This window comes from Methylobacter sp. S3L5C, assembly GCF_022788635.1.
Taxonomy (GTDB): Bacteria; Pseudomonadota; Gammaproteobacteria; order Methylococcales; family Methylomonadaceae; genus Methylobacter_C.
In genome coordinates this window covers 53,353-76,074 of sequence record NZ_CP076024.1, presented here as the reverse complement: position 1 = coordinate 76,074, position 22,722 = coordinate 53,353, and the positions used below count along the sequence as shown (strand labels likewise).

The 22,722-nt window shown below is 44.0% G+C and carries 20 protein-coding genes; 1 reads left to right on the top strand and 19 read right to left on the bottom strand.

The window, feature by feature from the left end; translation table 11 throughout:
* Nucleotides 1-77 precede the first annotated feature (77 nt).
* From pyk to KKZ03_RS00275, 19 genes are all read right to left on the bottom strand, one after another.
* Entirely contained in the window at nt 78-1,526 is a 1,449-nt protein-coding gene (pyk, locus tag KKZ03_RS00365; RefSeq protein ID WP_243219163.1) for a pyruvate kinase, read from the bottom strand.
* Nucleotides 1,527-1,538: 12 nt separating this feature from the next.
* Nucleotides 1,539-2,552 (bottom strand): type I glyceraldehyde-3-phosphate dehydrogenase, encoded by a 1,014-nt coding sequence (gene gap / locus KKZ03_RS00360; protein ID WP_243219162.1) that lies wholly within the window; start codon nt 2,550-2,552, stop codon nt 1,539-1,541.
* A gap of 362 nt (nt 2,553-2,914) precedes the next feature.
* A complete protein-coding gene (locus KKZ03_RS00355; protein ID WP_243219160.1) occupies nt 2,915-3,793 on the bottom strand; it encodes a carbohydrate kinase family protein in 879 nt (292 codons plus the stop codon).
* Nucleotides 3,794-3,826: 33 nt separating this feature from the next.
* A complete protein-coding gene (locus KKZ03_RS00350) occupies nt 3,827-5,011 on the bottom strand; it encodes an O-succinylhomoserine sulfhydrylase (protein ID WP_243219155.1) in 1,185 nt (394 codons plus the stop codon).
* 104 nt (nt 5,012-5,115) lie between these two features.
* Nucleotides 5,116-6,615, bottom strand: a complete 1,500-nt coding sequence (gene purF, locus KKZ03_RS00345; protein WP_243219150.1) for an amidophosphoribosyltransferase — start codon at nt 6,613-6,615, stop codon at nt 5,116-5,118.
* A gap of 26 nt (nt 6,616-6,641) precedes the next feature.
* Nucleotides 6,642-7,133 carry a CvpA family protein gene (locus tag KKZ03_RS00340; protein WP_243219149.1) on the bottom strand — a complete coding sequence of 164 codons (492 nt, stop codon included), beginning with the start codon at nt 7,131-7,133 and terminating at the stop codon, nt 6,642-6,644.
* Nucleotides 7,134-7,165: 32 nt separating this feature from the next.
* Nucleotides 7,166-7,933, bottom strand: a complete 768-nt coding sequence (locus KKZ03_RS00335; RefSeq protein WP_243219143.1) for an SPOR domain-containing protein — start codon at nt 7,931-7,933, stop codon at nt 7,166-7,168.
* A gap of 9 nt (nt 7,934-7,942) precedes the next feature.
* A complete protein-coding gene (gene folC / locus KKZ03_RS00330; RefSeq protein ID WP_243219137.1) occupies nt 7,943-9,214 on the bottom strand; it encodes a bifunctional tetrahydrofolate synthase/dihydrofolate synthase in 1,272 nt (423 codons plus the stop codon).
* A gap of 23 nt (nt 9,215-9,237) precedes the next feature.
* Nucleotides 9,238-10,167, bottom strand: a complete 930-nt coding sequence (accD, locus tag KKZ03_RS00325) for an acetyl-CoA carboxylase, carboxyltransferase subunit beta (RefSeq protein WP_243219131.1) — start codon at nt 10,165-10,167, stop codon at nt 9,238-9,240.
* A 45-nt stretch (nt 10,168-10,212) separates the two neighbouring features.
* Nucleotides 10,213-11,016 carry a tryptophan synthase subunit alpha gene (gene trpA / locus KKZ03_RS00320; protein ID WP_243219126.1) on the bottom strand — a complete coding sequence of 268 codons (804 nt, stop codon included), beginning with the start codon at nt 11,014-11,016 and terminating at the stop codon, nt 10,213-10,215.
* Nucleotides 11,013-12,215, bottom strand: a complete 1,203-nt coding sequence (gene trpB, locus KKZ03_RS00315; protein WP_243219122.1) for a tryptophan synthase subunit beta — start codon at nt 12,213-12,215, stop codon at nt 11,013-11,015. Before trpB ends, trpA begins: the two co-directional genes overlap by 4 nt.
* On the bottom strand, nt 12,212-12,844 hold the full coding sequence (locus KKZ03_RS00310) for a phosphoribosylanthranilate isomerase (RefSeq protein WP_243219120.1): 633 nt from the start codon (nt 12,842-12,844) through the stop codon (nt 12,212-12,214). Before KKZ03_RS00310 ends, trpB begins: the two co-directional genes overlap by 4 nt.
* A gap of 174 nt (nt 12,845-13,018) precedes the next feature.
* Complete coding sequence (locus KKZ03_RS00305) at nt 13,019-14,623, bottom strand: ABC transporter ATP-binding protein (RefSeq protein WP_243221712.1); 1,605 nt, start codon at nt 14,621-14,623, stop codon at nt 13,019-13,021.
* Between the two features lie 114 nt (nt 14,624-14,737).
* Nucleotides 14,738-16,411 (bottom strand): formate--tetrahydrofolate ligase, encoded by a 1,674-nt coding sequence (locus KKZ03_RS00300; protein ID WP_243219112.1) that lies wholly within the window; start codon nt 16,409-16,411, stop codon nt 14,738-14,740.
* 606 nt (nt 16,412-17,017) lie between these two features.
* Nucleotides 17,018-17,425 (bottom strand): hypothetical protein, encoded by a 408-nt coding sequence (locus tag KKZ03_RS00295; protein WP_243219110.1) that lies wholly within the window; start codon nt 17,423-17,425, stop codon nt 17,018-17,020.
* Nucleotides 17,404-17,820 (bottom strand): HEPN domain-containing protein, encoded by a 417-nt coding sequence (locus KKZ03_RS00290; protein WP_243219109.1) that lies wholly within the window; start codon nt 17,818-17,820, stop codon nt 17,404-17,406. Before KKZ03_RS00290 ends, KKZ03_RS00295 begins: the two co-directional genes overlap by 22 nt.
* 68 nt (nt 17,821-17,888) lie before the next feature.
* The gene (gene glyA / locus KKZ03_RS00285) at nt 17,889-19,142 is read right to left on the bottom strand and encodes a serine hydroxymethyltransferase (protein ID WP_243219108.1); all 1,254 of its coding nucleotides are present in this window, start codon (nt 19,140-19,142) and stop codon (nt 17,889-17,891) included.
* 12 nt (nt 19,143-19,154) lie between these two features.
* Nucleotides 19,155-20,567, bottom strand: coding sequence for a glycerate kinase (locus KKZ03_RS00280; RefSeq protein WP_243219105.1), 1,413 nt, complete (start codon nt 20,565-20,567; stop codon nt 19,155-19,157).
* Nucleotides 20,568-21,425, bottom strand: coding sequence for an NADP-dependent methylenetetrahydromethanopterin/methylenetetrahydrofolate dehydrogenase (locus KKZ03_RS00275; RefSeq protein ID WP_243219103.1), 858 nt, complete (start codon nt 21,423-21,425; stop codon nt 20,568-20,570).
* A gap of 292 nt (nt 21,426-21,717) precedes the next feature.
* Between KKZ03_RS00275 and KKZ03_RS00270 the strand changes: the two genes are divergently transcribed.
* Nucleotides 21,718-22,695, top strand: coding sequence for a malate dehydrogenase (locus KKZ03_RS00270; protein ID WP_243219101.1), 978 nt, complete (start codon nt 21,718-21,720; stop codon nt 22,693-22,695).
* Nucleotides 22,696-22,722: the final 27 nt, after the last annotated feature.

Below are 22,722 nucleotides of genomic sequence, written 5' to 3'. Positions count from 1 at the left end.
CGGCTTTTCGCTGCATAAAGTAAAACCAAAAGCAATTCTGCACCCGGGTAATAATCCAGGTGCAGAATCGATCAGTATTAAGGCGTTAAACCTTGTCCAAGGACAATAACTTTTAACGCATTAGTGCCGCCTTCAATACCCGTCAAGTCGCCTTTTGTGATAATGAATTTGTCGCCGTCTTTTGCTTTGTTCCATCTTCTAAGTTCTTTAACAATACTACGGTTCACTTCAGCATGATCCTGAGTGTCCTCAATTTTAAAGTACATAGGGAAAACACCGCGAAATAAGGTGACTTTACCTAAGGTTTTTTCCTGGCTACTAAACGCAAAAATTGGAATACCAGAACTGATTCTGGACATCGACAGCGGTGTTGTACCAGACTCGGTTAGTGCTACTATACCTCTAATTTTGGTATGGTTAGCCATATACATAGCTGACATGGCGATAGCTTCATCATCGCGCTCAAATTGAATATTGATGCGGTGATCCGATTCACGGACGCTTTTTTGCTTTTCTGCTTCTATGCAAATCCGATGCATGGCTTCAACAGCTTTTATGGGGTAGTTTCCGGAAGCTGTTTCTGCTGACAACATGATGGCATCAGTACCGTCATAAACGGCATTGGCAACATCAAATACTTCAGCCCGTGTAGGAATCGGATTTTCGATCATCGACTCCATCATTTGTGTTGCGGTAATAGCAACACGATTGAGTTCCCGTGTACGTTTAATCAGTAATTTCTGTACAGCAGGTAAGTTGGCATCGCCAATTTCAACGCCCAGATCGCCACGAGCTACCATTACGGCATCAGATGCCAGAATGATTTCATCCATAACGTCTGGAACTATTGCTTCTGCCCTTTCAACTTTAGAAACAATACCGGCATAACAGCCTACCGCTTCCAATAAACGACGTGCTTCATTAAGATCTTCAGCGCAACGTGGAAAAGAGATAGCCACGTAATCGCAATTCATCAGAGCGATAGTTTTGATGTCTTCCTTATCTTTTTCAGTTAATGCTGCTGCAGAAAGACCGCCACCCATCAGATTTATACCTTTATTGTTGGATAACGCGCCACCGACAATAACGGTACAGTTAACACGCATATCAACAACATCAACAACATCCAGCACAATACGACCATCATCCAGCAACAGTCGGCTGCCGGGTTTAACTTCCAAAGCCAAAGGTTCGTAGGTAATACCAACCTGAGTGTGATCGCCAGCAGTAGGATCAAAGTTAATATCCAAGGCAAATTCCTGGCCTTCATTTAAAAATATCTTGGTATCTTTAAATCGGGCAATACGAATTTTAGGACCTTGTAAATCCGCCAGAATACCTACGCGTCTGCCGGTTTTTTTGCTGAGTGCGCGAACTGCATCAGCTCTGTCGAGATGATCTTGAGCAGAACCATGAGAAAAGTTCATCCGGACAACGTCAATACCTGCTTTGAATAAGCCTTCAAGTACACCTGGCTTATCAGTTGCAGGGCCGAGTGTGGCTAAAATTTTGGTTCTTCTTAACATTAATTAAATCCGTTATTTAGCATTTACAAGAGCAATGGTGGTATCCAACATGCGATTTGAGAAGCCCCATTCGTTATCGTACCAAGATAAAACTTTTACCAAGCGTCCACCCGATACTTTAGTCAGTGGTGCTTCGTAAATAGATGATGCAGGATTATGGTTAAAATCAATAGAAACCAGCGGTCTGTCATTGATATCCAGAATGCCTTTTAAAGCGCCTTTCGAGGCCGCTGTTAAAATTTCGGTAACTTCTGCTACGCTGGTGTCTCTGGCGGCATAGAAAGTTAAATCAACAACAGAAACATTGATAGTGGGTACACGCATGGCAAAACCATCCAGTTTTCCAGCCAGTTCAGGCAATACCAAACCAACGGCCGCAGCTGCACCGGTTTTGGCAGGAATCATTGATTGTGTGGCTGAACGGGCACGACGTAAATCACTGTGATAGACGTCAGTCAGAACTTGGTCATTAGTATATGAATGAATAGTCGTCATTAAACCACTGACTATACCAATAGCGTCATTTAACGGTTTTACAATTGGTGCCAGACAGTTGGTTGTGCATGATGCGTTGGAAATAACGGTGTCAGATGCTTTCAGGGTGTTATGGTTCACGCCAAATACGATCGTTCCGTCAACATCATCGCCACCTGGGGCTGAAATAATGACTTTTTTTGCGCCGGCAGTAATGTGTGCTGATGCTTTAGCTTTGCTGGTGAAAAAACCGGTACATTCATGAACAACATCAATATTCAGCTCGGCCCAAGGCAGTTTTGAAGGATCTCTTTCCGAGAAAACTCTAATTTTGTCGCCATTAATAACAATGTAGTCTCCATCAACAGTAACTTCAAAGGGAAATTTTCCATGTACTGAATCGTATTGTGTCAGGTGAGCATTGGTATTGCTGTCACCTAAGTCATTGATCGCAACTATTTGGATTTCATTGGTACGGCCTGACTCGTATAATGCGCGGACGATATTGCGTCCAATACGACCATAACCATTGATTGCAACTTTAATTGGCATTGAGTATCTCCAGAGTGATAATGTGAAAAATTATTAAAACAGGTGTATCTAAGCTTTTAAACGGTATAACTATACCAAAATAAAGGGTGTTTAGTCTATTGATGATCACGACAAGGTTTGTTACAGGTAACTAAAATTTGTTTAGCTCGCGTTGCCATTTTAGCGCTGTCAGTGCTGGTTTATAGTGACGGTATGACAGGTCGTCGTTACGAAAAATACTATTTTCCGGATAGCCATATTTCGCTCGACAAATCTTATGGGCTACTCGTTAATAAAGATGAGTCTCTAAAATTTGGTAGTAATTTATGATACCGGCTTGGTTAGACCATTGTAAAATTAAGGTTTATAATGGAATTATTTTTTTAACGCTCAAGCAGTGCCCGATGCTCTTCTTTTGAAGGTAGCCCTGATCGGGCACCTATTTTTGTGCAGCAAAGTGCTCCCGCAGCACTTGCGTAGCGCAACGCATCAAGCCAGTTCATTTTTAAGACAATAGCGGCTGCAAATGCGCCATGAAAAGCATCTCCTGCGCCAGTCGTGTCAATGGCGTTAACAGAAAATGCCGGTAAGACCCCTCGCTCTTGACCTCGCTGCCAAATCAGGCCTCTTTCGCCCAAAGTAATGACAACTGTTGGAGAGTTTTCCGCTAAACGAGTTAAAGCTGTCTCCTGATCACCTGCAAATTGCCGGGCGAATTTTTCGGAGCAAACCAGATAATCGACCTGTTCCATCAAAGCTAACGTGCCTTCATGAACGGAGCCTGCATCCAGAACAGTGGGGATTTTTTCGCTTTGTGTGCGCTTCAGCAGGGATGTGGACAACTGTGGCTCGTGGCCATCGAACAAAATAACTTTGGGTGTTATACCATAGAAATCAATTGCTTCAGAAAGCAATGGCCTGGTTTCACCTTTGTAATTAATTAACGCCCGTTTCCCGTCCGCTTTGACTAGTACGGTAGATAGCGGGGTAGGGGAGGTACCACGAATAATAAGGTCAGTGTTAACACCATATTGACGCAGTTCCTGGTAATGTTTTTCGCCATAAATATCTTGTCCAAGGTAGCCTGAAAAGGCCGCTTTGAAGCCAAGTTTAGCAACAGTTACGGCAGCGTTGGCGGCAGGACCGCCTCCGCAACTGACCAAGCTTTCTGCGAAAATTTTTTCATCTTCGGCAGGGTGATGAGCGACCGAAAAGACCAAATCATAAGAGGCGTGACCCACACAAAGTACGTCAATGTTCATGATGGATAGTAGTGGCGTGAAAAATTTACGTCTCTATACCAGACCTTTTAAAAGATCATTTTTTATATCAGTTATCGCTTCCAGGCCGACTGAAATTCTGACCAAACCATCTTTAATACCTGCCGCAGCTCTCGCTTCAGGTGTTAACCGGCCATGTGTGGTTGTCGCAGGATGCGTTATAGTCGTTTTAACATCGCCCAGATTTGCAGTGATTGATATCATTTCTGTGGCATCGATTAATTTCCAGGCTTCTTCCTTGCCACCGTGTACTTCAAAACTGACAATCCCGCCAAATTGACTTTGTTGACGTTTTGCCAGTTCGTGCTGTGCGTGAGATTGCAAGCCGGGATAGTGTACTTTGGCTATGGCAGGTTGTTGTTCCAGAAATTTGGCTAATTCAAAGGCATTATCGCAGTGCGCTTTCATCCTGATGGCCAAGGTTTCCAATCCTGATAAAAATACCCAGGCATTAAACGCACTCATGGTTGCGCCACCGGTACGTAGATAAGGATAAATGGCTTTTTCAATGATTTCATCACTAGCTATAACTGCACCACCTACGCAGCGACCCTGACCGTCTATATATTTGGTTGCTGAATGAATAACAATATCAGCCCCTAAATCAAAAGGCTTTTGTAGAATAGGGGTGCAAAAACAATTATCAACAATCAGCAAGCAATTGTGCGCGTGGGCGATATCGGCGAGGGCAGAAATATCAGCAATTTCAATTAAAGGATTGGAAGGTGTTTCCAGAAATAAAAATCGGGTGTTGGGCTTGATAGCAGATTCCCAGGCCGGCGTATCTATTAAATCAACAAAATCGGTTTCAACGCCAAATTTTGCGAAATAATTTTGGAATACCAAGACGGTATTGCCAAACACACCGCGAGAACACACGACATGGTCCCCTGCTTTAAGAAGCCCCATACCGACTGCCATAATTGCCGCCATTCCGGATGCAAATGCCAGGCAACGCTCACCGTTTTCCATTAGAGCCAATCTTTCCTGAAAGGCATCGACTGTTGGATTGGTAAACCTTGAATAGATATTACCCGGTTTTTTTCCGGTAAAGCGCAAGGCAGCTTCTTCGGCACTTTTAAACACATAACTGGAGGTGGTAAAGATAGGTATGCTGTGCTCATCTTCATGAGTACGTTTGTGTCCGGCTCTTATCGCTTGGGTTTCTAAGGAATAGTCGTTCCAGTTAATGTCTTTCATAAATAGAGATTCTAGGTAAAAGGTTCAATGTAAAAGGTTAATGGCTAAAGGCAAGCAGCGATTACGTTAAATATCAGGTTCTTTAACCTTGAGCCTTGTACTTGTTATAGCATTTCAATCAGCGAGTTATCGGCATTGCGATTCGCTTGGGCATTGTCGTTGCGGAGTGCCTCGGTACGTTCCAGATAGGCATCATCAATATCGCCGGTAATGTATTCTTTGCTGAAGCATGAAGTATCAAAATGTTGAATGTCGGGGTTGCCCTTGCGAACCGCCTCAATCAAATCAACAAGATCCTGATAAATCAAACGATCGGCACCGATTGCTTCGCATACTTCATCTTCGGTACGGTTATGCGCAATCAATTCGTTTGCTGCAGGCATATCAATACCATAAACATTGGGATAGCGAACCGGTGGCGCAGCAGATGCAAAGTAGACTTTTTTGGCACCGGCATCGCGTGCCATCTGGATAATTTGTGCGGAGGTTGTGCCTCTTACGACAGAATCATCAACCAGTAAGACATTTTTGCCGTCAAATTCAAGATCAATGGCATTGAGTTTTTGTCTGACCGATTTTTCACGCATTTTTTGTCCAGGCATAATGAAGGTTCTACCAATATAACGGTTCTTCATAAAGCCTTCACGATACTTGACGCCTAGCTTGTTAGCCATTTGTAAGGCAGCGGTTCTACTGGTATCGGGTATCGGGATTACCACATCAATGTCATAATCAGGCCACTCTCTGATAATCTTTGCGGCCAGTTTGTCACCCATACGCAGGCGCGCCTTGTACACTGAAATGTCGTCAATAATTGAATCCGGGCGGGCAAAATAGACATACTCAAAAATACAAGGGCAATGGTCTGTTTTTTCAGCACATTGTTTGGTATGCAATACACCTGATTCTTCAATGAAAACGGCTTCACCAGGCTCTATATCGCGAATAAGATCAAAACCTAATAAATCAAGTGCAACACTTTCGGAGGCAATCATGAAATCCGGACCTTGTTCGGTTTCTCTTACCCCAAATACGACCGGTCTGATTCCGTGAGGGTCTCTAAAGCCCACAACCCCAAATCCTGCGATCATGATAACCACGGCGTAAGCGCCTCGGCAGCGCCGATGAACGCCCGCTACCGCCTGAAACACATCATCGATACTTAATTCCAGTTTACCCAGACTTTGTAGTTCATGAGCAAAAACATTTAACAGGACTTCAGAATCGGAGTCGGTATTAATATGTCGAAGATCTTCTACAAACAGGGCTTTTTTTAAATCTTCGGTATTGGTTAAATTACCGTTATGTGCAAGTGTTAGTCCATAGGGAGAGTTTACATAGAACGGTTGCGCTTCCAGCGAACTGGTGCATCCCGCCGTTGGATAGCGAACGTGGGCTATACCCATGTTGCCTTTTAACTTCAGCATTTGGGAATTGGTAAACACATCGCGGGTCAAGCCATTATCTTTGCGTAAATGTAAACGGCCCTTCTCACAGGTGACTATGCCAGCTGCATCTTGGCCGCGATGTTGCAAGACTGTCAGTGCATCATAGAGTTCTTGATTAACAGCTTGATGTGAAACGATAGCAGTAATACCACACATAATTTTTACTTGAATTTATAGAGTTGTTAACGATAATGAATATATTCAGCCAGCCCTGACGGAATATGGTCGCGTGACCAAATGGCGGATGTTTGAAAAGGTGACAGCAATGTTGATTCTTGCCACCAAAGATCATCCGGTAAAGCGGTTAGGCCGGCCAGTATAACCAATACCAGAACAACGACCATACCATGTAAGGCACCAAAAACCATTCCCCCCAAACGATGGGTAAAGGTTAATGTGGTTTTTTTGATGGAGTCACCCAAAAGTATCCGAATTAAACTACCAACAATCAGGGTTATCAAAAACAACAATAAAAAAGCACCAGTGATTTGAGGTAAAGGATTATTGATAAGTGGTTTTAGGAAAACAGAGAATTCACGACTAAAATTTAAACCAACTCCAATTGCCAGTAACCAGAGAAATAACGAAAAAAATGCAGGGCCAAGACCCCGCATGAATCCACTTATAACAGTAATTAAAACCAGTCCGGAAATGACATAATCTATCCAGATCATTGCTTTTTTGGATTTATCAAATTCAATGCGTGTTACTCAGCAATCAAAAGGGACTGAATTTTTTGGCTATCCATTTTTGCCTTCATTTCCAGAGCGCGTTTCTTGTCAAGTACCGGGCCTACTTTAAGTCGATATATGGGAGTATTGCCTGCGCCTTTGGATACATCAAGGGTTACTGGCAGTCCTTGTTTACGTAGAGTTTCCATCAACGACATGGCATTTTCTTTTTTACCAAAGCTACCGGCTTGAATAGTCCAACGACTGAATTCAGATTTTGGTTTTACTGCCTTAACCGCTGATTTTTCTGTGGTATTAGCGGTAGCGGGTGTTGTCGGCTTTACTTTTGTAACAGCTTTAGTGGTATTTGACTCTGTTTTTTTTAGTGTTGTTACCGGTTTAGGGGGTTCGTCTATTATGCCGGTATCCAAAGACGTCGATGTGCCATCATTGCCCGCTTCATCAGTCATTGGTTCGCCCAGATCTTCGGTATCGACTTGAGGTTCATCATCCAAAGGCGCTTCCGGAGTAAGTTGATTGCTTGAAGATAGTTCAGACTCTTCTTCTGTATTCACAACAGTTTCAGAGCCCGCATCAGGAGCATTCAAAATCTGGTTGGCATTGGTCGGTAATTTGTTTGCCGACTCTTCTCCCGTTTTAACTGGTGTTGGAGGAATAATCAGTTCACTGATTGATTGGCCGCTATTATCAATAGGGTCATCAAACAGCATGGGAATGAAAATAGCAGCCAGAGCCGTAACAACTATAGCGCCAATTAACCGTTGTTTTAATTCTTGATTCATTTTGTCAACTCACCTTTTCTCAAATTCATTTAAACAATCAGACACTAAAAAGAAAGAACCAAAAACCAGCAGCAAATCGTTTTCCAGTGACTGGCTTTTTGCTGCCTCGTAAGCTTGCGCAAAGCCGTTAAAGCCAAAGGAGACTTTGGTCGCTGAGCTTTGAGAAAAAATTTCCCGCATAATCGATTCTGTCGCCGCCCTTGGGTTGGACAACGGTGCAAAAAACCAGTCGTAAACCACTGGATTCATGATGTTGATGACACTTGCTATGTCTTTATCTTTCATCATTGAAAAAATTGCATGTATCCTTTTGCCGGGGAAATTCCTGATGAGGTAATCAACTAATGTTTTGACTGCCTCCGGATTGTGCCCGACATCCAACAGGATGGGGATTTTATCATTAATTAATTGAAAACGACCGAGTAAATGGCTGTTTTTCAGTCCGGTACGAATGGATTTATCGCTTACCGGCAAGATTTTTGACAATACTTCTACGGCTAAAATAACCGCAGAAGCGTTGCGGTATTGATGCTCGCCTTTTAAGCCCGGTTCAGGTATTTGGCGAATGTGCCGATCACCAGCAAACCAATTCCAGGTTGTCATTTGCTTTTTAAAGCCGAAATCTTTGCCAATACAATAGAGTAGGGCATTTTTATCAATGGCACTTTGCAGTAATGAGGCAGGAGGGTCGCAATCGCCTACGATAGCGGGCGTTTTTGCCCTGAATATACCGGCTTTTTCTCGTCCTATTGCTTCGCGTGTAGCGCCCAGCCAATCAACATGATCAATACCGATGCTGGATATTAAGGCGACATCGGGATCAACAATATTGACGGCATCAAGCCTTCCACCCAAACCGACTTCAAGTAATTGAACATCCAATCCTGAGCGCCAAAATATATCTAGTGCGGCCAGTGTACCAAATTCAAAATAGCTTAATGAGGTATTACCCCGAACCGCCTCTATTCTTGCAAAGGCTGCACAAATCAATTCATCAGATACAGGTTTACCGTCTATTTTTATTCTTTCATTATATTTCAGGATATGCGGAGAAGAATAAGCACCTACGCGGTAACCTTGGGCTCTGTAAATAGCCTCAAGATAAGCTATACATGAACCTTTTCCGTTGGTCCCGGCAACCGTAATCGTAGGTGGCTTAAGGCAATCAGGATTCAATGCATGAAAAACCTGTGCTGCCCGCTCCAATCCCAAGTCTATTGCCAAGGGATGCAAGCTTTCTTGCCAATCCAGCCAACCTTTTAGCGAATCAAAACGCATCATTAACCGAATTCTTTAGGCGTGAGTTATTCCTGATCAGAAGCGTTTTCTACCGCTTCAATAGGCATTGATAGGGAGGTCTCGGAGGCCGGTGTCTTTCCCCTGTTGGCCATCAATAGCGTCAAAATACTGGAAACTTTATTACACATTTCACGTCTGTCGACAATCATATCAATGGCGCCATGCTCTTGTAAAAACTCGCTACGCTGAAAACCTTCCGGCAATTTTTCACGGACAGTTTGCTCTATCACCCGAGGCCCTGCAAAACCAATTAAGGCGTTAGGTTCGGCAATATTAATGTCGCCCAACATGGCCAGACTGGCCGATACGCCACCCATTGTTGGATCTGTCATAAAAGAAATATAAGGTATTCCTGAATCGGACAGTCTGGTTAATGCGGCGCTGGTCTTTGCCATTTGAAACAACGAAAATAGCGATTCCTGCATCCGGGCACCACCACTTGAGGTAAAAACAATAAAAGGTATGCCCAGCTCAACACTTTTGTTGACGCCACGAACAAAGCGTTCACCCACTACCGAGCCCATTGAGCCGCCCATAAATTTAAAATCAAAGGCTGCAACAACAATATCATTACCTTTAAGCTGTCCTTTCATGACGACCAGGGCATCATTTTCTTTGGTTTGTTTTTGTGCCAGAACAATGCGGTCTTTATACTTCTTGGTATCTTTAAATTTTAACGGGTCAACCGGTTTAATGTATTTGCCAATTTCCTCACGGCCTTCTTCATCCAAAAACATGTCCAGTCGCGCTCTCGCTGAAATGCGCATGTGATGCTCGCATTTTGGACAGACGCTAAGGTTTCGTTCCAGTTCTGTGTTGTAAAGAATTGCATTGCAGCCAGGGCACTTGGTCCACAAGCCTTCAGGTACAGTACCTCTTTTACTGGATCTTTCTGTTCTGATTGTCGTAGGCAGTAATTTTTCAAACCAACTCATTCGATTGCTCCGTAATGCTTCATCAATAGGCTTATGAACACGCTTTTAATTATCCAGTGCGTGACGTATCGATGTTAATAATTCAATGATTTCATTTTTAGCCTGATCAGGATTATCCAGATTGGCTTCAATTTTATTGATCAGCGCGCTACCGATAACAACACCATCACCTATATTGGCAACAATTTTTGCCGTATCGGCATCTTTTACACCAAAACCAATAGCGATAGGCAATTGTGTATTGGCTTTAATTTGCTTTACTTTGTTTTCAACATCAACAACATTCAAATGGCCGGCACCGGTCACGCCTTTAAGCGAAACATAATAAATATAACCACTGCCTGAGGCATCCATTTTTTTAACGCGTTCATCAGTGCTGTTGGGTGCCAGCAAGAAAATAGGATCAACTCCGCGTGCCTTTAGCAATGCACCGCACTCAACGCCTTCTTCCGGGGGTAAATCAACGGTTAAAACGCCATCAATATCAGCAAGTTGTGCGGCATTGGCAAAGTTTTCATAACCCATTGCTTCAATCGGGTTTAAATAACCCATTAATACCACAGGGGTTTTTTGATCGGTTTTTCTAAATTCAGTCGCAATTTCCAAGGTCCGTCTTAAGCTCATTTTATGGGCTAAAGCGCGTTCGCTGGCACGTTGAATAACCGGGCCATCGGCCATCGGGTCAGAAAACGGTACGCCCAGCTCAATAACATCAACGCCGGCTTTTACCATGGCGTGCATCATTGGTACGGTAAATTCAGGTTTTGGATCGCCGGCGGTAATAAACGGAATTAAGGCCTTGCGACCTGTTTTGGCCAGTTCTTCAAATCGGGCAGCTAATCGACTCACAATTCTATTCCCTCACGTTTAGCCATGGTCTGCATATCTTTATCGCCACGACCGGACAGATTAATAATAATGGTTTCGTCTTTATTCATGGTAGGTGCAAGTTTCATCGTGTAAGCCATCGCATGGCTGGACTCTAGTGCTGGAATAATGCCTTCCATGTGTGTTAACGCATAAAAACCTTCCAGAGCTTCGGTGTCGGTTATGTTGGCGTAAGTTACCCGTCCGGTATCTTTTAACCACGCATGTTCCGGGCCGACGCCAGGATAATCCAAGCCTGCCGAGATGGAATGGGTTTCGATAATTTCACCGTCATCATCAGCCATTAAATAGGTGCGATTACCATGTAATACACCAGGGCGACCTGCGCATAAAGGCGCTGAATGTCTGCCTGTAGCAACGCCGTCACCGGCGGCTTCAACACCGTACATTTTTACCGAAGCATCATCAATAAAGGGATGAAACAAGCCAATGGCATTTGAGCCGCCGCCTACGCAAGCGACCAGCGCATCGGGTAAACGTCCGGTTGCCTCAAGGCACTGATCCTTGGCTTCCCGGCCAATAATTGCCTGAAAATCTCGTACCATGGCAGGGTAGGGATGGGGTCCTGCAACCGTGCCAATAATATAAAAAGTATTGTCAACATTGGTTACCCAATCCCTGAGTGCTTCGTTTAAAGCATCTTTCAGGGTTTTAGAGCCCGACTCAACAGCGATCACTGTTGCACCCAATAACTTCATGCGATAGACGTTTAAAGACTGCCGGGCTACGTCAACGGCACCCATATAAACCACGCATTCAAGACCCAGTCTTGCGGCAACTGTAGCGGTTGCAACGCCATGTTGACCGGCACCGGTTTCAGCGATAATACGCGTCTTACCCATACGTTTCGCCAATAAAGCCTGGCCTACCGTATTGTTGATTTTATGAGATCCGGTATGATTAAGATCTTCACGTTTTAAATAGATTTGTGCGCCGCCCAGTTCACGACTCCAGCGCTCAGCATGATATAAAGGCGAAGGTCGCCCAACATAATATTTTAAATCAGCATCCAGTTCCGCTATAAATTCGGGGTCGTTTAGATACTGCTGGTAGGCGGCATTCAATTCTTGAATGGGCGGAATTAATGTTTCAGCAACAAAAATTCCACCGTAAGGACCAAAATGTCCCCGCTCATCGGGCATATTATATTTTTGGGTCATGCTGTTACTTGGTTACCTTCATTAGCTTGATTTATAAATGCCGCCATTTTAAGCGAGTCTTTAACACCTTTTTTTACTTCTACGCCGCTACTGATATCAAGCGCATAAGGTTTTACTGTTTGCACTGCCTGTTTGGCATTGGTTTCATTCAAACCACCAGCCAGTATGATTGGCAAACTACATTGCGCTGGAATCAAGGCCCAATCAAATTGATTGCCGGTTCCGCCTTTGGCATCGGCATGAAAAGCATCCAGTAACAAGCCTGCTGCATCATGGTAGTGTTCTGCCAAAGCAGAAATATCGATGCCATCCTTCATTCTTAATGCCTTAATGTACCGCTTGCCATAAATTCTGCAAGCTTTGGCGGGCTCATCGCCATGAAATTGAAGGCAGTCAATCGGTACTTGCGCCAACACTTCACGTATTCGTGCTTCCTGTTCGTCGACGAATAGAGCCACCACCGAGGTAAAAGCGGGCAGGGCATTAACAATTTTAATCGCCTGTTCGATTTCAACATGACGTGGACTGGGAGGATAAAATACCAAACCAATCGCATCGACACCCAAGTAAGCGGCATAAACAGCATCTTCAACACGGGTAAAGCCGCAAATTTTAACGCGAGTTCGCATAAAGGAATAAGTGCATTTTTTACGTGAAATTTAGCCGCCTAGGATAACACAAAATACTGATTGGATTTGCCAGAAAAATTTATGGCCATAATTATTTATCACTTCACGCTATTTTAGTCTTTCTGGTTCATGGCTGTATTTACAACACGTTGTTATGCTGGCAATGTCAGATTGTTACTCGATAGTCAAAATCGGCACAGCGGCCAACAGCTTTTTGGTATAGGCATGTTCAGGCTGTGTGAGTACTTGCTGTACAGTGCCGTATTCAACAATTTTTCCTTGATACATAACGGCAATTTCATCGGCTATTTCTGCAACCACGGCAAGATCATGGGTGATAAATAAATAACTTAAGCCTTTTTCTTCTTGCAAGGTCTTGAGTAATTGAATGATTTGCGCTTGCACGGACACATCCAGTGCGCTGGTCGGTTCATCGCAGATGATCAGCTTGGGATTCACTGCCAGAGCACGGGCTATGCATATTCGTTGTCGCTGACCACCAGAAAATTCATGCGGATAACGTAAAGCGGAATCAGTCGGTAAATCAACTTGTTGCAATAATTGTGCGACGCTGGCTTTGCGTTCGGCAGCGCTAATTTCAGGATGTAATGCCCGGAGGCCTTCGGCGATAATATCGCCAACCAGCATTCTCGGGTTCATTGAAGAAAATGGATCCTGAAAAACGATCTGGATATTGGCGCGTTGCTGTCTTAATGTTTCGCCGGTCAGTTTATTAAGATTAATGCCATTGAGAATAACCTCGCCACTGCCGTCAAGGATCAGATTTAACAAGCTTTTGCCCAGCGTGGTTTTACCGCAACCTGATTCACCGACCAAAGCCAGTGTTTTACCTTGCTGGATATTAAAGCTCACGCCATCGACTGCACGTACATGATCAACTATGCGTTTAAAAAGACCTTTCCTGATCGGGTAGTAACAATAAAAGTTGTTAACCTGTAATAAGGGCGGTTTTTCCTTAGGTGTATTAGTTAAACAGCTTTGCATGGAGGGCAAAGCTTTGAGTAGTTTGCGGGTATAGGGATGTTGGGGTTGATTGAAAAGGATTTTGGTTAATCCGGTTTCGACAATTTTACCTTGCTGCATCACGGCAACGCGGTCTGCCATGGTTGATATCAAAGCCAAATCATGGCTAATTAACCACAAGGCCATGCCGGTTTGTTGCTGTATGGTTTTTAGCAACGCCAATATTTGCGCCTGAATGGTCACATCCAGAGAGGTCGTGGGTTCATCGGCAATTAATAAATCCGGTTGCCCCGCCAAGGCGATGGCAATCATCACCCGTTGTCTTTGGCCGCCCGAAAGTTGATGCGGATAGTCTTTAAGTCGCTGTTCGGGTTCGGGTATTTCAACCTGCTGCAATAATTGTAGTACCAGTTGTTTAACGGCTTTTTTGGGCAAAGAGAAATGGATGTTTAACACTTCTTCGATTTGACTGCCAATAGTCATCACCGGATTTAGTGAGGACATGGGGTCTTGAAAAATCAAACCGATACGTCTGCCACGAATTTTACAGAGCTCAAATTCTGCCCGTTTTATCAAGTTATCGCCTTGCAAGTTGATAGCATGGGCTTTGATCTTGGCATTGTTGGGCATTAATCTCAGCACGGACAAGGCCGTGATGGATTTGCCGGAGCCTGATTCGCCGACCAAGGCAAAAGTTTCGCCTGGGTAGATAACAAAGCTGATGTCATCAACAACTGTCTGATGATGATTGAAAGTAACACTAAGGTTTTCAACAGAGAGTAGTGGAGTAGTCATAGCCTGAATTTGACATAAGAAAATGGACATAATGCAGGGGTAATCCCTGTGTCATTACCCAATTGGCGCAAGGCCAACCACATAATAGGATTGCCCCTACGTTGGAATTAAATCCTAAAACAAGCCGGTTATCCTGCCATCATCATCGATATCAATTCTTTCTGCGGCAGGTACTTTGGGTAAGCCGGGCATGGTCATTATGTCGCCAGCAATGGCCACAATAAAGCCGGCACCGTTAGCTAGTTTAACTTCCCTGATTTCTAGGGTATGTTCCGTGGGAGCACCTTTGGCATTGGGATTGGTTGAAAATGACATTTGCGTTTTTGCCATGCAGATCGGAAACTTTCCGTAATCATTATTCCATTCGGCAAGTTGGGTTTTTACTTTGGCATTGGCCGTAACGCCAGTTGCACCGTATAGCTTGGTAGCAATGGTTTCAATTTTTTCCCATAAGTCGAGATTTTCATCATAGACGTAAGTAAATCCAGGTTCTCGGTTGTCAACAATATCAATAACCGCTTGTGCCAATGTTTCTGCACCTGCACTACCGGTTGCCCAATGTTTTGAAACAATGCAGGTAGCGCCCAAGTCGGCACATTTTTGTTGCAGTAAAGCAATTTCAGCATCGGTATCAAAAGTGAAGTGGTTAATGCAGACCACACAAGGCAAGCCGTAATGTTGGGTAATGTTATGGTAATGACGTTCAAGATTAACAAAACCTTGTTCGATTGCCGCCAGATTTTCGGTGTTTAAGTCTTCTTTAGCCACGTTGCCATGAAATTTAAGTGCCCTGATAGTCGCAACCAAAACCACTGCCGAGGGCTTTAATCCTGACATACGACATTTAATATCAATAAATTTTTCAGCGCCCAAATCAGCTCCAAAACCGGCTTCAGTGACGACATAATCCGCCAGTTTTAACGCGGTTTTGGTTGCTGTTACCGTGTTGCAACCGTGCGCAATATTGGCAAACGGCCCGCCATGAATAATAGCGATATTGTTTTCAAGTGTTTGTACCAGATTGGGTTTGATAGCATCTTTTAATAAAGCGGCCATGGCACCTTGGGCATTTAAATCGCGTGCATAAACGGGTGTTACTCTGTCTGATTTGTAACCGATGACGATGCGACCCAAGCGTTCCTTAAGGTCGGCACGATCAGTTGCCAGGCAAAGAATTGCCATAACTTCAGAAGCGACGACGATATCGTAACCGTCTTCACGCAAGTAACCGTTTGCAGGGCCACCCATACCAACAACGATGTGACGCAAGGCGCGGTCATTCATGTCAACAACCCGCTTCCACTGGATGCGTCGGGGGTCTATATCCAGAACGTTACCGTGATTGATGTGATTATCTATCAATGCAGACAGCAGATTGTGTGCTACGCCGACGGCATGAAAGTCTCCGGTAAAATGCAGGTTGATGTCTTCCATGGGTACAACTTGAGAGTAACCGCCGCCGGCAGCGCCGCCTTTTACACCAAAGCAGGGACCTAAAGAAGGTTCGCGCAGACAGATGATGGTTTTTTTATCCAGCCGGTTCATGGCATCGCCCAAGCCAACTGTGGTCGTAGTTTTGCCTTCTCCCGCAGGAGTCGGACTAATGGCTGTCACCAGAATCAGTTTACCGTCTTTTTTGTCGGTCAGGCTATTGATATATTCCAGCGATATTTTAGCTTTGTAATGACCGAAGGGGTCAAGGTGTTCGGCTTCTATGCCATACTGTTCTTTTGCCAAACCGATGATGGGTTGCATTTTGGCTTGTTGCGCTATTTCTATATCGGACATGATTATCCTGAGTTAATAAATTGTAATTATTTAAGTAAGCAAATTTATTGCGTTATAGCAATTGGTGCCTAATCAATCGTTCATGTGATTTACTGTATGCAGAAGAGTTTCGATATTAAATCTAGGTCAATGGGCATTATGTATATTTAGAATAATCATTTGTTTTGTCCCCCAATCGTTTGCTGAAATAGAGGGCATGACATTACCTAATTCTTCTAGCAAATTGGGGGGCGGTATGCGACGTTTTCGAGAGGGTTTCTCCCCGATTTCATCCCGAGTAATCACCAGAATTTCTAACTATTGATGAACAAATCATGCAGGTACTTCGATGACCAGGTGATGTGTGTCTACGGTTTGAATAGTGCGTTGAACTTTCATGGTAGTTTTGTCATTAAATTTATTTCTTCGATGTGTTGGGTTATGGTTTAGCTAACCCAACCGCACTAAAAAATAACAAGCCTTCAGATAAGACCCGTTTTTTAGGTAATTCCGGTATCTGTCGTATAATCAAAAAAATCAACGAAATAGGATTAACTTTGAGCAGTGTATCTCCGAACTGACGCTTAAATTAACCTATGCAATAGCGGCACCGGCTGAATTTATTTGTTAAGATCGGGATCGATATATATATGAATCTTCAATGAACATTCCGTTTATCGTATTTCTGGAAAATCTGATTCCAGATATCCCGTCATCAGTGCTAATAGCAATTTTCATTAATTCAACTATTTGATTATCTGTATTAGCAACGCCTACATCATTAAGAGAGATAGTTTCTTCTTCGTCTGTCGAAAGTTGATTAGTCGAAACTACCTTTTTATAAAAATCTCTCGGGCCTTCAGAACCAACAAGCGGTGATGCGAGAACTAGCTTCCATGTTTTTTCTTCAGATAAAAATAGCCAAAATGCGCTTTTTATTTCTGCATTAGCAGCATCGAGCCGTTCTATCAATTTGGCGCCAGCTTTGATCATTTGCTCCGAAAGGGTTTCTGTTACCAATACGTCTTTAGCCATGCCAATATTCCTGAATTTATTTCTGTTACTGCATTGATAAGATCACGTGCTCTTGTTTCTTCGATATTGCATTCATATCTTGATGATTCCGACCAGTCTTTTGCTACGGCCCAGTTTATACCAAAATCAGTATCTTCTTTTTCCTTTTCAGATAATTTCTGTTTAAGCCCTGCAACTCCAAGCAGCTCTGTTAAATTGTGGGTATGACTTTGATTAGCTAATTGTTTATTCGGGAAATCATATTGGTTTACCTGCTTTGCAATGCAAGCTTTCAGAGCGCATTCAAGTGAATAGCCTACCAAATAATATGCTCCCTGAAAGTTTCCAGACTTTAGTAGAGTTTCAGCCTCTAATAGTCTGATCTCAACTAGCTTTTCTAAATCCGATTTATTCATTTCTTTATACTTTCAATTTTGATTACACTCAAAGCGCGTAAAGGATTCCCAGCATCCTTCTAACTCACTCAACTATAAACCGGAAACCTTGCGCAAAGATTACTGACTTTTTCCCGTACTGCGGCACTGACGTTTTCGTCATCGATGTTTTCCATGACGTCACACATCATGTTGGCAATTTCGATCATTTCGGATTCTTTAAAGCCGCGTGTGGTTGGGGCTGGTGTACCGACACGAATACCACTGGTGACAAAAGGCGATTGTGGGTCGTTAGGTACGGCATTTTTATTGACGGTGATATGCGCTTTGCCGAGTGCTGCATCTGCGGCTTTTCCGGTGATGCCTTTGGGAATAAGAGAAACCAGCATCAAATGATTATCGGTGCCGCCTGAAACGACATCAAACCCACGCTTGATAAAAACGCCGGCCATTGCCTGAGCGTTTTTAATCACTTGTTGCTGATAAATGCGAAATTCGGGTTGCATGGCTTCTTTAAAGGCAACCGCTTTCGCAGCAATAATGTGCATGGCCGGTCCACCTTGTATGCCCGGGAAAATATTGGAATCGATTTTTTTCTCGATTTCAGGATTGCTCTTGCATAAGATAAGGCCGCCACGAGGGCCGCGTAAGGATTTGTGCGTCGTACTGGTAACAACATCGGCAAAAGGCACCGGATTAGGATATAAACCCGCAGCAACCAAACCGGCGATGTGCGCCATATCAACGACAAAATAAGCGCCCACTTTATCGGCAATGTCACGGAAGCGTTGCCAATCCCAAATGCGTGAGTAAGCGGAAAAGCCCGCAATAATCATTTTTGGTTTGTGTTCCAGTGCCAAAGCTTCAACTTGTTCATAGTTGATTTCACCGGTTTCAGGGTTCAATCCGTATTGAATGGCATTATAAATTTTGCCGGAGAAATTAGGTTTGGCACCGTGTGTCAGGTGACCACCGTCAGCTAGACTTAAGCCCATGATCGTGTCGCCCGGTTGAATCAATGCCATAAATACGGCCATGTTGGCCTGAGAGCCTGAGTGTGCCTGTACGTTGGCATAATCTGCACCAAATAAGGCTTTGGCGCGGTCGATAGCGAGTTGCTCGACTTTATCAACAAATTCACAGCCACCATAATAACGTTTGCCGGGATAGCCTTCAGCATATTTATTGGTTAACTGTGAGCCTTGTGCTTCCATCACTCGTGGGCTGGCGTAATTTTCCGAGGCGATCAACTCTATGTGATCTTCCTGACGGTTACGTTCTTCTTCCATCGCATTGAACAGATCATCATCAAAACCGGCTATGGACATAGATTTTTTAAACATGGTAGCTCCTGATTAAGCGTGGGTGTTTGTATAAGAATTAGGGGTGATAAGTAATACTTGCAAGTCAGCTACGTTGGTTCCGGTTGCGCCGGTAATCAATAAATCCTGTGAGCTTTTTAATGCAGTATATGAATCATTATTGTCCAGCATGGCAAGTGGATCTATGTCTGCGTAGCGCATGCGCTTTATGGAGTTTTGGTCAGCGATGCCGCCGGCCGCATCTGTCGGGCCATCACGACCATCGGTGCCGCCGCTAAGAAATGTCCAGTTGCCTGTTAAGTCGTATTGCTCTGCCGCAAGTGCAAAAGCCAGTACCATTTCCTGATTACGGCCACCGCATCCAGTGCCTTTTAATGTAACAGTAGTTTCGCCACCTGCCAACAAGGCAAGCGGTTTATCGATGCCGTTGTCGATTAAATTTTTTGCGTAACGTACCCATTTTTCAGCCGTTTGTCTTGCTTCGCCACAAAGATGCGCATCGTATAGTCGGGTTTCGTAACCTAACTTTTGCGCAGTTTTAAGCGTTGCCTTGAGGCTGATTGAATTACTGCCTACCAAGGTATGGTTGGTATTTTTAAAAATATTATCGCCAGGTTTTGGTGTTTCCGGTACGTTACCCCGATTGCCTTGTTCCAGATACTGTTGAACGCGAACAGGAACTTTGTTCCAAATACCTTTGTTTATAAAAACGGCAATGGCATCGCTAAACGTGCTGGGGTCAGGGACCGTTGGTCCGCTGGCAATGGCACTTAAGTCGTCACCCAAGACATCCGATAAAATAAATGCGTGTAAGTCGGCAGGTACAGCCAGTTTGGCCAGTCCACCGCCTTTTAATTGTGATAAGTGTTTACGTACACAATTAATTTCGTTAATGGTCGAGCCACTGGCAAGTAGTAAATCGGTGGTGGCAATCTTTTCTGCCAGCGAAATTGTGTTGACAGGATAGGGAATTAAAGCTGAGCCGCCACCACTGACCAAGACCAAAACGAGTTCGTTTATTTCTGCGTGACTGATTTGTTCAGCACATTTTTGGGCAGCAATAAGGCCGGCTTCATCAGGCAGCGGATGCGCAGCGCCGATTACTTCGATAGCATCAATTAAGGTGACGTTTTCATAATTGGTAACGGCAATGCCGGTACCGGCCAGTAACTGCGCAGGGATAATTTCCCTGGCCGCTTTTGCCATGGCGCAAGCGGCTTTGCCAAAAGCGATAAGATGGACTTTTGACCAGTTGCCGGTACGTTTTTGGGTAAGGTCATTCAAGCCCAGCAAGATTTCCAGCTGTACATCGTTAGCAAACAAACAGTTTTTAACGGCTTGATAGGGGTCAGCCGCAGCGATGCCTGCCTTAAAAATACTGACAGCATCTTTTCTTGAGGACAAGTTTGTCGGGCTTGCCGAATGGTTTATTGATAAAGGTTTCAATTAAGCCATTTCTTTGGCTAAGGCAAAGATGTTTTCGGCATCAAGAACCAGCTTGTTGTCTGTAAATAATTTGGCAATACAGGCGCGGTGTAACGCCAGCTTTAATGCGCCAAAGCCAATTGCGCCCCAGATTATCTTGCCATGGCGCAGGTTGCCTTTATCCATCATGTCGGTGCCGCCAATGCCCAGAGGTGGCGTAGCATTGGCATCGGCTATCATTTCAATATTGCTGTTATATTGCCATTGGTCAGCCGTGAGTAGCTCAACACCTGCGGCTCCGGTTGCCAAAATAATGGTGGCATTTTCGATTGCTCTGGCTCTGGCATCATTATCAAATGCTTCAATAGGGGTGATGTCAACGCCAAAACGCAGCCTCATATTATTGCAGGCTTCTACGGCACGGCTCATTTTACGGGCAGTCAATGAGACGTTGGCACCTTCTTGGGCCAGCATTGCTGCTGCACGCTGGCCTACCGGGCCGGTGCCTGCTAATACTACGGCATTTTTGCCTGCGAGTACGCCGCTGGATGCCAGTTTGGCAACAGCGGCTGCAGCGGTCGTATTACTGCCGTTACTATCCAGCATGACAGAGACTTGAAAGCCGGGGAAAAAGCAGTTTTGTACGGCAGTAAATAATTCCTGGCCGGCAAGCATATTGCTGCCGCCAACAAAAATAGCGGTATTTTTTTTATCTTTAGGAGAGCGTGTAAACATGGCACCCTCTACCAGAGCCGTGACATTTTCCGGCATCAAACTGCCATGGCCGATAACATGATCTGCCCCGCCATCATAGCCAACTACCGTATCAAAAACTGATGGATGAGTGTCTGTATCGAACTGGAATAGCAGTTTTTTCATTAACTTATCCGTGTGTATGGTTAATGTGATGTTTTGTGACGTATTATACCCGATAAAAAAAAGTGTGCCGTGATTAAGCGCCATGATTAATGGGTGTTTTTACTGTGGCAGGAGTGATACGATTATGCCAACTGTAAGCTATTTGTTCACTTGTGAAAGTAAATTGCTAAAAAGACAGATATTGTTCGGTTACTACACTGAAATTATTAGAAATAATGGTAGCCTTATTGTTGAGTGAGATCTTATTAAGTTAATCTCTATAAATGCTAAAAATAAAAATAAAGGAAATTAAATGAAAACACCCGTTCATATAGCTGTTACCGGTGCGGCAGGGCAAATTAGTTATTCTTTGCTTTTTCGTTTGGCAGCGGGTTCATTGCTGGGACCTAATCAGCCTATAGTTTTGCATTTACTGGAAATTGCACCGGCAATGAATGCTTTGGCGGGTGTCGTGATGGAGTTAAATGACTGCGCCAATCCTTTACTGCACAGAATTGAAATAACCGATGATCCACTGGTGGCATTCAAGAATGTTGATTACGCTTTTCTGGTAGGTGCGCGTCCAAGAGGGGCAGGGATGGAGCGTAAAGATTTACTGGAAGTTAATGCAGCTATTTTTGCACCGCAAGGGAAGGCCTTAAATGCTGTTGCCAGCAGAGAGGTAAAAGTATTGGTAACAGGTAATCCTGCCAATACCAATGCCTTGATTGCTTTGAAAAACGCGCCGGATTTAAGTCCGGAAAATTTTTCTGCAATGAGTCGGCTTGATCATAATAGGGGGATAAGCCAGCTGGCTGAAAAATGCGGCGTTTTGACTACCGATATAAAAAATATGACTATTTGGGGTAATCATTCAGCCACGCAATATCCTGATTTAAATTATGCCAAGGTAAAGGGGCAGGATGCCTTGTCATTGGTTGATAAAAACTGGTTTGTTAAAGAATTTATTCCTACCGTTCAGCAACGGGGTACAGCCGTTATTAACGCACGAGGTCAATCGAGTGCTGCATCTGCCGCTAATGCTGCTATTGATCAAATGAGAGATTGGATAAAGGGCACTGAAGAAGGTGATTGGGTCAGTATGGGCGTACTTTCGGACGGTAGTTATGGCATAGCTAAAGGTTTGATTTACTCATTTCCGGTAACTGTGACTGAAGGTAAGGTCAGTATTGTAAAGGATCTGGCGATTAATGAATTTAGCAGGCAAAGACTAAAGCTGACAGAAATCGAGTTAAAAGAAGAAAGGGATGCTGTTAAGCATTTGTTTTAAGCAATCTTCTTTGTTGGTTTAAACGTC

Excerpts from the sequence above, each read along its gene's own strand:
- accD (WP_243219131.1), bottom strand. The coding sequence starts at position 10,167 with ATGAGTTGGTTTGAAAAATTACTGCCTACGACAATCAGAACAGAAAGA.
- KKZ03_RS00340 (WP_243219149.1), bottom strand. The coding sequence starts at position 7,133 with ATGATCTGGATAGATTATGTCATTTCCGGACTGGTTTTAATTACTGTT.
- KKZ03_RS00305 (WP_243221712.1), bottom strand. The coding sequence starts at position 14,623 with ATGACTACTCCACTACTCTCTGTTGAAAACCTTAGTGTTACTTTCAAT.
- KKZ03_RS00270 (WP_243219101.1), top strand. The coding sequence starts at position 21,718 with ATGAAAACACCCGTTCATATAGCTGTTACCGGTGCGGCAGGGCAAATT.
- glyA (WP_243219108.1), bottom strand. The coding sequence starts at position 19,142 with ATGTTTAAAAAATCTATGTCCATAGCCGGTTTTGATGATGATCTGTTC.
- KKZ03_RS00310 (WP_243219120.1), bottom strand. The coding sequence starts at position 12,844 with ATGCGAACTCGCGTTAAAATTTGCGGCTTTACCCGTGTTGAAGATGCT.
- KKZ03_RS00300 (WP_243219112.1), bottom strand. The coding sequence starts at position 16,411 with ATGTCCGATATAGAAATAGCGCAACAAGCCAAAATGCAACCCATCATC.
- KKZ03_RS00355 (WP_243219160.1), bottom strand. The coding sequence starts at position 3,793 with ATGAACATTGACGTACTTTGTGTGGGTCACGCCTCTTATGATTTGGTC.
- purF (WP_243219150.1), bottom strand. The coding sequence starts at position 6,615 with ATGTGTGGTATTACTGCTATCGTTTCACATCAAGCTGTTAATCAAGAA.
- KKZ03_RS00290 (WP_243219109.1), bottom strand. The coding sequence starts at position 17,820 with ATGAATAAATCGGATTTAGAAAAGCTAGTTGAGATCAGACTATTAGAG.
- KKZ03_RS00350 (WP_243219155.1), bottom strand. The coding sequence starts at position 5,011 with ATGAAAGACATTAACTGGAACGACTATTCCTTAGAAACCCAAGCGATA.
- KKZ03_RS00335 (WP_243219143.1), bottom strand. The coding sequence starts at position 7,933 with ATGAATCAAGAATTAAAACAACGGTTAATTGGCGCTATAGTTGTTACG.
- gap (WP_243219162.1), bottom strand. The coding sequence starts at position 2,552 with ATGCCAATTAAAGTTGCAATCAATGGTTATGGTCGTATTGGACGCAAT.
- pyk (WP_243219163.1), bottom strand. The coding sequence starts at position 1,526 with ATGTTAAGAAGAACCAAAATTTTAGCCACACTCGGCCCTGCAACTGAT.
- folC (WP_243219137.1), bottom strand. The coding sequence starts at position 9,214 with ATGATGCGTTTTGATTCGCTAAAAGGTTGGCTGGATTGGCAAGAAAGC.
- trpB (WP_243219122.1), bottom strand. The coding sequence starts at position 12,215 with ATGACCCAAAAATATAATATGCCCGATGAGCGGGGACATTTTGGTCCT.
- KKZ03_RS00275 (WP_243219103.1), bottom strand. The coding sequence starts at position 21,425 with ATGAAAAAACTGCTATTCCAGTTCGATACAGACACTCATCCATCAGTT.
- KKZ03_RS00295 (WP_243219110.1), bottom strand. The coding sequence starts at position 17,425 with ATGGCTAAAGACGTATTGGTAACAGAAACCCTTTCGGAGCAAATGATC.